The 13,112-nt window shown below is 40.5% G+C and carries 11 protein-coding genes; 9 read left to right on the forward strand and 2 right to left on the reverse strand.

Features of this window, described 5'->3' with window-relative positions:
• Window positions 1–4 precede the first annotated feature (4 nt).
• Both BIZ38_RS03720 and BIZ38_RS03725 read left to right on the forward strand, forming a co-directional pair.
• Window positions 5–1,129, forward strand: coding sequence for an endonuclease/exonuclease/phosphatase family protein (locus BIZ38_RS03720; RefSeq protein WP_410445777.1), 1,125 nt, complete (start codon window positions 5–7; stop codon window positions 1,127–1,129).
• A 105-nt stretch (window positions 1,130–1,234) separates the two neighbouring features.
• Window positions 1,235–3,727 carry a prolyl oligopeptidase family serine peptidase gene (locus BIZ38_RS03725; protein WP_187489587.1) on the forward strand — a complete coding sequence of 831 codons (2,493 nt, stop codon included), beginning with the start codon at window positions 1,235–1,237 and terminating at the stop codon, window positions 3,725–3,727.
• Between the two features lie 64 nt (window positions 3,728–3,791).
• Here BIZ38_RS03725 and rrtA read toward each other — a convergent pair whose 3' ends face one another.
• On the reverse strand, window positions 3,792–4,376 hold the full coding sequence (gene rrtA, locus BIZ38_RS03730; protein ID WP_187489588.1) for a rhombosortase: 585 nt from the start codon (window positions 4,374–4,376) through the stop codon (window positions 3,792–3,794).
• 85 nt (window positions 4,377–4,461) lie between these two features.
• On the opposite strand from rrtA, the gene ggt reads away from it, so the two are divergent.
• From ggt to BIZ38_RS03745, 3 genes are all read left to right on the forward strand, one after another.
• On the forward strand, window positions 4,462–6,219 hold the full coding sequence (gene ggt / locus BIZ38_RS03735) for a gamma-glutamyltransferase (RefSeq protein ID WP_187489589.1): 1,758 nt from the start codon (window positions 4,462–4,464) through the stop codon (window positions 6,217–6,219).
• Between the two features lie 174 nt (window positions 6,220–6,393).
• On the forward strand, window positions 6,394–8,088 hold the full coding sequence (locus tag BIZ38_RS03740) for an NAD-dependent malic enzyme (protein ID WP_166340422.1): 1,695 nt from the start codon (window positions 6,394–6,396) through the stop codon (window positions 8,086–8,088).
• A gap of 133 nt (window positions 8,089–8,221) precedes the next feature.
• Window positions 8,222–8,938 (forward strand): SIMPL domain-containing protein, encoded by a 717-nt coding sequence (locus tag BIZ38_RS03745; protein WP_054553878.1) that lies wholly within the window; start codon window positions 8,222–8,224, stop codon window positions 8,936–8,938.
• 6 nt (window positions 8,939–8,944) lie between these two features.
• On the opposite strand, the gene BIZ38_RS03750 is transcribed toward BIZ38_RS03745, so the two are convergent.
• Window positions 8,945–10,297, reverse strand: coding sequence for a DUF2254 domain-containing protein (locus BIZ38_RS03750; protein WP_187489590.1), 1,353 nt, complete (start codon window positions 10,295–10,297; stop codon window positions 8,945–8,947).
• 119 nt (window positions 10,298–10,416) lie between these two features.
• Here BIZ38_RS03750 and BIZ38_RS03755 point away from each other — a divergent pair, with 119 nt between their 5' ends.
• The 4 genes from BIZ38_RS03755 to BIZ38_RS03770 are packed head-to-tail and all read left to right on the forward strand — an operon-like array spanning window position 10,417 to window position 12,945.
• A complete protein-coding gene (locus BIZ38_RS03755) occupies window positions 10,417–10,791 on the forward strand; it encodes an MAPEG family protein (RefSeq protein ID WP_054553876.1) in 375 nt (124 codons plus the stop codon).
• 1 nt (window position 10,792) lies between these two features.
• Entirely contained in the window at window positions 10,793–11,698 is a 906-nt protein-coding gene (locus tag BIZ38_RS03760) for a substrate-binding periplasmic protein (RefSeq protein ID WP_166340115.1), read from the forward strand.
• Entirely contained in the window at window positions 11,695–12,327 is a 633-nt protein-coding gene (locus BIZ38_RS03765; protein ID WP_187489591.1) for a sulfotransferase, read from the forward strand. The genes BIZ38_RS03760 and BIZ38_RS03765 overlap by 4 nt, the downstream gene beginning before the upstream one ends.
• Before the next feature lie 45 nt (window positions 12,328–12,372).
• Entirely contained in the window at window positions 12,373–12,945 is a 573-nt protein-coding gene (locus BIZ38_RS03770) for a tRNA-(ms[2]io[6]A)-hydroxylase (protein ID WP_054553873.1), read from the forward strand.
• Window positions 12,946–13,112 lie beyond the last annotated feature (167 nt).

A 13,112-nucleotide genomic window follows, 5' to 3' on the forward strand; every position in this document is an offset into this window, starting at 1 on the left:
GGCCATGGGCCTTTTTGCTAACAATATATCGGCGGCTGATTTACGTGTTGCTACCTTTAATGTGAGTATGGATGCCACTAACTATGCTAAAAAAGGCGAAGCAATAGATAAAGATGCTCTAAGTAAAGCATTAGCCAGTAACCACCAGCAAATTCGTAACATTGCCGAAATTATTCAGCGCGTAAGACCTGATGTAATTTTACTCAATGAGTTTGATTATATTGATGCCGACAAAGGCATTAACGTATTTCGTAAAAACTACCTGCAAGTATCGCAAAATAAGCAAGTTGCCATCGATTACCCGTATTACTTTATTGCACCTGTTAACACTGGTTTACCTACTGAGTTCGACCTAGATAACGATGGTGTAAAGGGGCATTACAAAGGCGACGCACACGGCTTTGGCTTCTTTGAGGGGCATTATGCAATGGCAGTATTGTCGCGCTACCCAATCGATTTAGATAAAGCGCGTACATTACAAACATTCAAATACAAAGATATGCCAAATGCACAAATGCCTATCGACCCCAAAACAGGTAAAAACTGGTATTCAGCTGAAGAGTGGCAAGCAATTCACCTAAGTTCTAAGTCTTTTTGGGATTTACCAATAGATGTAAAAGGTAAAACGTTTCACTTGCTTGCATCGCACCCAACGCCGCCTGTTTTTGATGGTGACGAAGACCGTAACGGTAAGCGTAACCACGATGAAGTACGCCTAGTTGCAGATTACATCAACAATGCTAACTACATTTACGATGATAAAGGTCAAAAAGGTGGCTTAAAAGCGAAAAGCCGTTTTGTTATTGTTGGTGACTTAAATGCTGCGCCAGAAGGAGGTAAGGCACGCCCGAATACAACAGACCAAATTTTAAAAAATCCATTAGTGAATACCTCTTTTACGCCAACAAGCAAAGGTGCAAAAGAATCGTATAAAGAAGATTACGCTAAAAACTATACCGCTTATTGGCAGGCTCGTGCTGATTACGTTTTACCTTCAAATTATGGTATTGAAATAAACGGTGGTGGCGTTTTTTGGCCACAGAAAAACTCTGAACTGTTCCGTTTAATTAAAGATCGTAACGCATCATCTGATCACCGTATGGTATGGCTTGATATCAGCTTAAAATAAGCTGTTATTAAACGGAAAAGTTTGGCTGTTTATCCTATAAAAATTGCTATTTCATCAGTGCTTCTGCTTAAATAGGGCGAATTATAATAACCCGTAAGAAGCACTATGAAATTCAAAACCACTGCTAATAAAACGTTAGTGGCTCTCGCAGTCGCATCTAGCTTCATGCTAGCAGGTTGTCAATCAACCGCCTCAACGCCTTCTGAAGAACAAGTTACCAATGTAGCACCAGTTGTTGCTACTCCTGCTGATACAGGTTCAGCTGAAATCACGTTAGAGCAAGCAATGGCTCACCCTGATTGGTTAGGCCGTCAGCCTGAGCGTGCTTTCTGGAATGGTGATTCTGACAGCATCGTTTATGCACAAAAGCAACAAGGCAATGAGTTACGCGATTTATACGTTCAAGCGGTAAATAGCCAATCTGCATCACAATTAGCGTTAAACAAACTACACACTGTAGGCGCTAAAAATGCCGTTTATTCTGCAGATAAGAAGCAACAGGCTTATGCATTTGAAGGTAATATCTTCGTTAAAAACCTAAGCACTGGGCAAATTACACAAATCACTCACGATAGCGCACAGCAATCAAAACCACAGTTTTTAACTGATGGTAGCCTTGCATATCGCCAAGGTAATGCATTTTATAAAGTTGATTTAGCAACGGGTCGTCAAGTTGAATTAGTTAACTTACACCTAGACGATGCACCTAAAGGTGTACAAGAGCCAGACACTTACATCGCAAAAGAGCAGCACAAACTAATTGATTACATTGCGCTTACGCACAAAAACAAAAAAGATCGTGAAGAGCGTAAAGCACAAATCAACGAGCAAAACGACAGCATTGCTAATGCACAGTTTTATTTAGGTAAAGGTAAGCGTTTAGCAGATGTACAGCTTTCACCAAATGGCCAAGCACTTGTTGCAGTAACCACAGAAAGCCGTTCATGGCGCGATGAAGGCGATATCATGCCTAATTACATTGCCGATGATGCACGCGTTAAAGCAGAAAAAGTACGCCGCCGTGTTGCTGATGAAAAACCAATCAGCTCAGATGTAGTTTACATCGACCTTAAATCAGGCGAGCAAACAACGCTTGCATTCGATACCTTACCTGGCTTTGATGAAGATGTACTTGCAGCTGTTAAGAAAGAAAACTACGCCCGTGATGGCAAAACTTATAAGTCTGAAAAAGCACCACGTGCCATCAACTTAATGATGGATTGGGGTTGGGACCAAAGTGCAATCCAATGGAACACTGATGGTTCACAAGTGGCACTAATGCTTGAAGCATGGGACAACAAAGACCGTTGGTTAGCCACTGTTGATACACAAAACAATAAACTTGTTTCACAACACCGTCTGCATGACGATGCGTGGGTTAACTATGCATACAATGATTTTGGTTGGTTGAACAACTCAGACACGCTTTACTTCTTATCTGAAGAGTCTGGTTACAGCCACATTTACAAAAAGCCACTTAATGGTAAAGCAACGCAGCTTACTAAAGGCCAATTTGTTGTTTCTAACTTAACGTTAACAGCTGATAACTCAGCGATTTACTACAAAGCAAACGTTGAGCACCCAGGTCTTTACGAAATCTATCGTGTAAACCCTGCAAACGGTGAATCTGAGCAAGTAACCAACCTTGATGGTATGACTGATTACCAGTTAAGCCCAGATGAAAGCAAACTATTGCTAACTCACTCAAAAATTATGTCGCCGCCTGAGCTTTATGTTGCTGATGCAAAAGCAAATACCCAAGCAACTCAGTTAACGCACACGGTTTCTGATGAGTTTTTAGCGAAGAAACTGATCGCACCTAAGATTGTTGCTGTGCCTTCAAGCCACACTGATCAGCCAATTTACGCAAAAGTATATTACCCAGCTGATTATAAAGAAGGCGAAACAGGTAAAAACCGTAAAGCGGTTATCTTTAACCACGGTGCTGGTTACCTGCAAAACTCACACATGGGTTGGTCTGGTTACTTCCGCGAGTTTATGTTCCACTCACTACTGGCTTCAGAAGGCTATGTAGTAATGGACATGGACTACCGAGCATCGAAAGGTTACGGCCGTGATTGGCGTACAGCCATTTATCGTCAAATGGGTACACCTGAGATCCAAGATTTAGCAGACGGCGTAAGCTGGATGGCAGACAACGCAAACGTAGATACACAAGCTGTAGGCACTTATGGTGGCTCTTACGGTGGTTTCATGACGTTTATGGCGCTATTCACACAACCTGATTTATTCAAAGCAGGTGCTGCACTTCGCCCGGTAACTGATTGGGCTCACTACAATGGTCCTTATACGTCTAACATCTTAAACCATCCAGATGTTGACCCAATTGCCTATGAAAAGAGCTCACCAATTTACTTTGCTGAAGGGCTTAAGAGTCGTTTATTAATTAATGCGCCTATGGTTGATGACAATGTATTCTTCCAAGACTCAGTTCGCTTAGTACAACGCTTAATTGAGCTTGAAAAAGAAAACTTTGAAACAGCGATCTTCCCAGTTGAGCCGCATGGTTTTGTACAACCATCAAGCTGGTTAGATGAATATCGCCGTATTTATAAGTTATTTAAAGAAACACTTTAATCAATAGCGTAAATTAAAAACAGCCACTTTAAGTGGCTGTTTTTGTTTGTATTAAAAGTTTTAGTTACCCGCGCTTTTTTATTATTTTAATGAAGACAGGCAAAGCCAACAGTGTGCCGCCAATTGCGCCGATAAAGTGGGCATCAATGGCAACATTAGACGCGATTAACTGAGTCACCGATTCACTCGGGCCTGCTATTTGCTCCCAAATCACTTTAGCCCAAGTACCAGCGAACAATAACCAGCCTGATAGCATGCCTGCTTGTACATCTTTAACTGCACCCCAAATGATCACACCGTGCAACAGGGCACTTAATCCGGTGTAAATTTGGATATCTGGGCAAAATAGCCACACACCTAAGCCACACCATAATGCAAGAATGGCAATATTAAACGCATAGCGAGCAGGGCTTGTATGCTCAGCGTGTAGAGCCCAAATTAATAAAATTCCGGCGCAATTTAAGCCTAAATGTGGCCAATTTGCATGCACAAATTGGCTAGTGAAAATGCGCCAAAATTCACCATTTGCAACTAACTCACGGTTAAATTCAAGATATTCATTTAAGTTAAACGTAGCAAATGAGGAACTTAGTATTACTAAACACAGTGGCGGCAGAATATATTCTAGTTTCAGGGGCAGGTTTATCATGTTATTTTTGGTGTATCTGAGATTGTCGCCTATTGTGCACGTTTAATTTTAAGATGCCAAATACACTACGGGATTAAGTTTATTTATGTTATTCAAAACCAAAGCTCTGTTAGCTCTGTCCACCTCATTAATTTATTCAACGGCTATTTTCGCAGCCCCTGCAAAAGTTGAAACTCGCGAACCTGAAGCTGCAACGGGCTTTGCTCATAAGCAGGTTGTTGAAGGCGATAAGTACATGGTCGCAGCAGCAAACCCTTATGCAGTAAAAGCAGGGCAAAAAATGCTTGAGCTAGGCGGCTCAGCGGTTGACGCTGCTATTGCAACGCAATTAGTACTGACACTGGTAGAACCGCAATCGTCGGGGATCGGTGGGGGTACATTTATGATGTACTTCGACAACAAAACCAAAAGCCTAACTAGCTTTGATGGCCGTGAAACGGCTCCAAGCAATGCTGACGAAACGTTGTTTTTAGATAAACACGGTAAAGCCGTAAAATGGATTGAAGCCGTGGTGGGTGGCCGTTCTGTTGGTGTACCGGGCATTTTAGATGCCTTTGCCACTGCCCATAAACGTTATGGCAAGTTAGAGTGGCAAACTTTGTTTGCCCCTGCCATTGAATTGGCTGATAAAGGCTTTATTGTGTCGCCACGTTTACATCAATTATTGGCTAAAGAGTTAAACCCTGGGGTCACTAAGCTACCTGTTATTCGTGACTACTTCTTCCCTGATGGTAAACCGCTTGCTGTAGGTACCGTGAAAAAGAATCCTGAACTTGCCGCGCTTTATAAAGATATAGCGAAACAGGGCATTGATGCATTTTACAAAGGTGAAAACGCTAAAGAGCTTGTGCATGCAGTGCAAAACTCAGCAGTCGCACCGGGTACATTGACGGTTGAAGACTTAGCCAATTACAAAAGCAAAGAGCGTGCACCTGTGTGTGTTGATTATCGCCAGTACGAAGTGTGCTCAATGGCACCACCTAGTAGCGGTGGTGTAGCTGTGTTACAGATTTTAGCCTTACTTGAACATAAAGACATGGCTAAACTTAAACCAAACTCTGTACAGGCGCTGCATTACTTTACCCAAGCATCACGTTTAGCGTTTGCTGATCGTAATGTGTATATGGGTGACCCTGACTTTATGGCAATCCCGACACAAGGATTACTCGATAAAAACTATATTGCTGGTCGCGCAAAACTTATTTCTGAAAAAGATACACACGCAGAAGCAGGCACACCGCCAAACTCAGTTGCATACGCGCAAGATGATGCATACGAGCTGCCATCAACGACCCATGTTTCGATTGTCGATAGCCAAGGTAACGCTGTGTCGATGACAAGTTCTATCGAAATGGCGTTTGGTTCAACAGTAATGGTGAACGGGTATATTTTAAACAATCAACTAACTGACTTTGCTTTATCGCCAACTAAAGATGGTAAGCCATTGGCTAATCGTGTTGAAGCAGGTAAACGTCCGCGTAGTTCTATGTCGCCAGTCATGGTGTTTAACAAAGACGGCAGCTTACGTTTAGTGGTTGGTTCGCCGGGTGGTAGCCGTATTATTGATTATGTAGCTCAAGTGGTTGTAGGTGTGCTTGATTGGAACCTAGATGCGCAAACAGCCATTAACTTACCGCGCATTACTAATCGTAATAATTACACAAGCCTCGAAAAGGGCACTGAGCTTGCCAACGCTGAAGCTGATTTTGTTAACCGCGGACACACAGTTCGTATCCTAGATTTAAACTCTGGTTTACATGCTGTTGAAGTTAAAAACGGTAAACTTTATGGCGCAGCCGATCCGCGTCGCGAAGGCATCGCTTTAAGTGATAAAAGCCACTAAAAACAAGCTCAGCAGCCTTAAAGCTGCTGAGTTTTCATGTATACTATCTGCAATGCCATTTAAGGCATAAAATTCATTTTCTTCAATGGTCTGACAAGGTGAATTGTCATTGCAATTTCGCCTTCAAGAGTAATAATGTCAGGTCATAATTATGACGCATCAAAGCTTGGAAATATGACTACAAATACCGATCCAAATTATCTTTATATTCCTTATTCAGGCCCAGGTCTGATTGAAACGCCACTATTAAATAAAGGCAGTGCTTTTTCACAAAAAGAAAGGGAAAATTTCAACTTAGCCGGATTACTGCCACCGCGTTATGAAACGATCGAAGAACAAGTTGAGCGTTGTTACCAGCAGTATTCAAGCTTTAGCGATAATTTAAATAAGCACATTTACTTACGTGCTATTCAAGATAACAACGAAACACTTTACTACCGTTTAGTGCGTGATCATCTTGAAGAAATGATGCCTATTATCTACACGCCAACGGTAGGTGATGCTTGTGAAAAGTTCTCAGACATTTACCGCAGTGCCCGTGGTCTATTTATTTCTTATGAAGATCGTTTCCAAATTGATGATATTTTACGTAATGCCACTAAAGGCAAAGTAAAAGTTATCGTTGTGACTGACGGCGAGCGTATTCTTGGTCTAGGTGACCAAGGTATTGGTGGTATGGGTATTCCAATTGGTAAGTTATCACTTTATACAGCGTGTGGTGGTATTAGCCCTGCATATACGTTACCAGTGATGCTTGATGTTGGTACGAATAACGAAAAACTACTTAACGACCCTATGTACATGGGTGCTCGCCATAAGCGTATTTCGCAAGAAGAATATGACGAATTCTTAGATCTATTTATCAAAGCCGTTAAACGTCGTTGGCCAAGTGTTTTACTTCAGTTTGAAGACTTTGCACAACCAAATGCCATGCCATTACTAAAACGCTACCGTGATGAAATCTGTAGCTTTAACGATGACATTCAAGGTACTGCTGCGGTTACTGTAGGTTCTTTACTCGCTGCATGTCGTGTTAAAGGCGCGAAACTTTCTGAGCAAAAAGTTGTGTTTGTTGGTGCAGGCTCTGCAGGCTGTGGTATTGCTGAGCAAATCATTAGTACTATGGTTGCTGAAGGCATTAGCGATGAGCAAGCGCGTTCGCAAATTTTCATGGTTGACCGCTTTGGTCTACTTACTGAAGGTATGGAAGGCTTACGTGATTTCCAACAAGCACTTTGCCAATCTAAAGATGGCTTAAGTGAGTGGACTTACAGCGGTGAGTACGCATCACTATTAGATGTAATGCACTGTGCGCAACCAGACATTCTAATTGGTGTATCTGGCCAGCCTGGTTTATTCACTGAACAGGTTATTCGTGCAATGCACGCATCTTGCCCACAACCGATTATCTTCCCGCTAAGTAATCCGTCTAAGCAAGTTGAAGCACTTCCTGCTGATGTTATTGAATGGACAAACGGCCAAGCGATTGTTGCTTCTGGTAGCCCATTTGATCCGGTTGAGTATAACGGCCAAACATTCCCAATCCCACAATGTAACAACAGTTATATTTTCCCGGGTATTGGTTTAGGTGTTATCGCTGCTAAAGCAACGCGCATCACTGATGCAATGCTAATTGTATCAAGTGAAACACTGGCTGAGTCTTCACCACGTGCAAACACTGGTAAAGGCAGCTTATTACCTGCACTGACTGAAATCCAAGCGTTAAGTAAACGTATTGCATTTGCGGTTGCGAAAAAAGCGATGGAAGAAGGTGTGGCACTTGAGCTGAGCGATGAAGCGCTATGGGCAGCAATCGAGAAAAACTACTGGCTTCCAGAATATCGCAACTACAAGCGCCGTAGTATCTAAGCTATAACGCTTTTAGTGAATGAAAAAACAGGCTTTTTATGCCTGTTTTTTTATATCTGTAAAATGGCTTGTTCATATTCAATTAACCCTTTAAGGTGATAATGAACGGAGTTTTAAATTAAGGAACAGTATTATGCGTAAGTTAGTTTTTACCGCTATGGCAGCAGCACTTAGTTTTAATGTGTTAGCACAAGCAACACCTGATGCGCCACATATTTATATACAAGGTAATGCAACGGTTAAAGCGATCCCTGATAACGTTAAACTAACGGTAGGTATTGTTGAAGTAGATAAAGATTTAATTGCCGCGAAAAACAAAGCCGATGCAACCATGGCGAAAGCGATTAAGCTCGCTAAAAACCAAGGCGTAGAAGAAAAGGGCATTTATGCGTCTAATATCTCGATTAATCGCCAAACAGAATATAACCGTGAAACGGGTAAGCAAGAGTTTGTAGGTTATAGAGTAACGCGTAGCCTGTCTGTAACTTTAACTGATATAAAAAAATACCCAATTATGCTTCAGCAACTAGTGAATTCGGGCATTAATGAAATTAATCAAACGCAATTTGTATCAAGCAAGTACGAAGAGCTACAAAAGCAAGCGCAAAAGCTAGCCATTAAAGATGCCCGTGCTGCTGCAAAAGAATTTGCCAATGACTATGGGGTAGAGCTTAAAGGTCTTTATACAGCTTCAAGTAGCCCACTTGATACAGGTAGCCAACCTTATATGCGTGCCAGCAAAATGGTTATGGCAGAAGCTGCACCAGATAACTATGTACCTGATGCATACAATGGTGGTGAGCTTACGATTACCGCAAGCAGCTATGCGGTTTATTTAATCGAAAACTAAGTTAACTTATTGATTGCTGGCAAACCTTGCCAGCAATTTTTCACCTTGTTGCTCTGAAATACGAGCAATCGCTTTTAGCATATTAATGATTTGCTCACGGTCGTATTCATTACTAATATGTTTATCTATATCTTCAATAATTGCCCCTAAATAAACAAATAGGCTATCAGTTGCTTTATTGTTATCAGATGCTCTAAACAATATGTTTTTAAATGCCTCAAGCACGTTAACCATTACATAAGCGTCATTTTTTGCGTAGTTACGAATTGGTGTGAAGTTATCATGCAGCAGCTCATCGAATGAGGTTTCGTGAATAAACAGGTGCGGTTGATTGTTCTCGCAACGTTTAAGCGAGTAATTCACATCGTAAATGTCTAAGCGCAATATCAGTAATATGCTCAACATATCTATGGCTTTTACCGCAGTACCGGGATCGTTAATACCCGGGCTCATAGCTTTAACAGCGATTTCTGAAATTTGTGTCATACCGTAGCGGTAATGGTCACTAATATATTCTTCGATATAAAAGATAAAACAGTCTAGTAATTGTTCTACCAGTTCAGGTTTGTCAGATAAGTCAGTATCACACTTTAAAAACGGGTATCCCTTTACTGTAAAGAAGCCTTGTTTAACCGAAATATAAATTTTAATACCGTGCTGTTGGCATAACGCACACAACTTATCGCTATGTGCCCCTTTAAAGTAACCTTCTGTTTTACTTTTAACACTATGCCAGTCATCAAACTCAGGAAAATGCTCAACAGGATTTTGTTGTTGCATGTCAATTATGTATTTAAGCTCGCCTTTGGTATTTTTAAATAAGTCGTTTAGTACATTATCGACTTGAATTGCTTTTGAAATTGAGTGAATAAAAAACACAAAAAAACCAAGCGAAATTAAACCAAACACCAATGAAAAGAAGATACCAAGCGACGGGATACCCATATCTCCATCACCAATGGTGCGTATGTTTATCAGCATTAATATGGTGTAGATAATACTACCCAGATAAAACCCCAGTACTAATTGGTGCGACTTACGGGTAATAAGGCCCGGCAACACACGCGGCGAAAGACTGGCACTGGCACTATTAAGCACCACCATAACCATAGAAAAACTAAAAACCGTTAATGAGATAATGCTGCCGGCAAGCGTACTGAGGATGGTACGGGCATTCTCTTCGCTATCGACCAATAACACACCAATCAGCTTTTTAAATTCCATTGATAATGACGAGTACTCGACCGCAGTAGTTATTAATCCAAAAACTAAAAACACCACAGAGAGCATTGATGGGTAAAATCCGATACTACTGATCATTTCGCGGTAGTTATCGGCGATTTTTCTTGGCGTAAACATGCACTTCCTTAAGAACTGTTAGACATTAAATATCATACTGAGCTAACCTAACTACTTACTTAACAGCCTAGCAATAAATTATGCTAAGCGTCTAACTTTAAATAAAAATTGGAAAAACTGTGATTGTTTCAACGTTTGCTGCCATCTTGGCCATTTTATACATTCAACTTAGCTTTCGCGTGATCAAACTACGTAGAGCAAAACGCATTTCACTTGGTGACGGGGGAGACGAAAGCCTACAAGCAGCTATACGAACTCATGCAAATTTCATTGAATATGTGCCTTTTTCGTTGATCCTGCTATTTTTATTAGAGTACCAAGGCCTCCCAAGCCATTATTGCTATATTTTAGGTGCAATGCTGGTTGCTGGTCGTTTTTGTCATAGTTACGCACTTGCTGATAATCTGATGAAATTACGTGTATTAGGTATGATGCTTACTTTCATTACTATTTTGATTAGCGCTGTGATGTTATTAGTTACACAGGTTTTCTGATATGCTAAAAATTGTTTTTCCATGTTTGTTGTTCTTATTTTCAACTTGTTTATTTGCCAATGTAAAAACAATTAATGCCAAGAAAAATCGCGTAACACCACCAACCACTTTGCATGTTGTTTATCCTAAAACAATGGATAGCTTAGACGAAGAAGTACTTTATCCTTTAATACTTCTTCGTACAGCTTTAAAAAGAAGTGGTTATAAGTTTACCTTATCACCCGCACCTGAATTATTAAGCCAAAATCGTGTTTTAAAAGAAATTGAAACGACTGGATCTATCAATGTTACTTGGAGCATGACAAACCAAGAGCGTGAAGACACTTTGCTCCCTCTACGAGTTCCTATATTTAAAGGCTTGTTTGGTTGGCGATTAATGTTTACTACAGAAGATAAGTTACCGAGGTTGAAACAGCTAAAATCTCTTGATGATTTAAAATCGATTAACTTAGTTCAGGGTACAGATTGGCCAGATACACGAATTCTAACAAGTAACGGTTTAACAGTGGCAACGGCAATGGACTTTGAATCATTGTTTGTAATGTTAGATAGAGGAAGGGGGGATTTATTTCCTCGTTCAGTATTAGAGATCCAAGATGAACTTGCGTATTTTAAAGAAGGAATGCCGTTGGTCGTTCTGCCGCATCTAATGCTCAAATACAAAAGCCCAATCTATTTCTTTTTTAATAAACATAATACTAATATTGCTAAAGCCGTTTCTCAGGGGATTAAGGTTATGCAGCAAAGCGGTGAATTTGACGAATTATTTTTTAAGTACAACGGAAACTTTATAAAAAACGCCCACCTACACGACAAAATTGTTATAGAATTGCATAATTATGATTTACCAAGGTTAACCCCAGTCAACGACAAATCGCTGTGGTTAGCATTTGATCAGGTGCCATGAGCTCTAAAATTTTTATAATCGGTTTACCACGAACCGGCACAACTAGTATCTGTAACAGCTTTTTACAACTCGGTTATAAAACCGCCCACACAGCCTATACCCAACAAGCAATTACAAGTGCAGATGTTATTGCTGATACTCCAGTTTTTAGTGAATACGCCTTGCTTGATGAGCGCTTTGCAAATAGCCGCTTTATCAACCTCGAGCGCGATTTAACTAAGTGGCTGCCTTCGATTAGGCAGTTATTAACTCGTATGCACACTAATTTAATGCGCCCAGACGGTGGCTTTAATAGCCATTTAAAGCGCTGTTATTTTGATGTGTTTGGTCAGTATAGCTTGGCAGAGTTAGAATCTGATGAATACTTAACAGCGTGTTATCAGCGTCACCAACAGCAAGTGGCAGACTACTTTAAAGGGCGTACAAACCAGTTATTAACGCTTAATGTAGCAGACTCAAACAGCCCGCAATTACTTCAGCAGTTTTTAAACACTCAGCAGCCAATTAGCTTTAAACAGCTGAATATGGGTGGCAAAGTCACAGCGTGGAATGACATAAAACACCCAGATAAAGTATCATCTACCCGAAGTGGTAAAATTGATAAATCTCTTGGTTATAATCACACATAAAATACGTTAAAATCGCCGTAATTATAAGTTTAGTTGTTCCTCATCATGTTTGAATTGAAATACCACACGCCATTTGAATGGACAGAAGGTGTCTTAGCTGACTTCGATACCTTTTTACAAGATCATGCTGCAGCAGAGAAAAAAGCTTCTGGTATGGCTATGTCTATGCTTTCTCATTACCCAGACCGTCGCAAGCTTGTTAGAGCCATGACAGACTTAGCACTGGAAGAAATGATCCACTTTAAACAAGTGTTAAAGCTATTAATGGAACGTGATGTATCACTTGGCAATGACCAAAAAGATCCTTACATCAAACAAATTCGTGCGGTATTTAGAAATGGTCGTGATGAATTCTTAATGGACCGTTTATTAGTAGCAGGCGTTATTGAAGCACGCGGACACGAGCGCTTTTCGCTTGTTGCAGAAGCTTTACCTGCAGGCAAAGAAAAAGAGTTTTATGTCGCGATTGCAAAATCAGAAGAAAAACATAAAAACTTATTCGTTGAACTTGCTTACGAGTATTTCGATAAGCAAGAGGTTGATACACGACTTGAAGAAATTCTTATTGCAGAAGCCGAAATCTGTAAAAATATTCCATTTACAGCAGCGCTTCATTAACTTGATGCTTGTGTATTAGGCCTTTTAGCCTAATACACAAATTTATGTTCAAACCCCAAAGCAGTAAATTAGGGACTAAAAACAATAATTAAGTATCCTGCAAATAGTTACGCTAATTCTAATTGATTAAATAAACAGCATACATTCATCTTTCTCTCCTATAGTTA

It is taken from the genome of Pseudoalteromonas sp. BZK2, assembly GCF_014349195.1.
Classification (GTDB): Bacteria; Pseudomonadota; Gammaproteobacteria; order Enterobacterales; family Alteromonadaceae; genus Pseudoalteromonas; species Pseudoalteromonas simplex.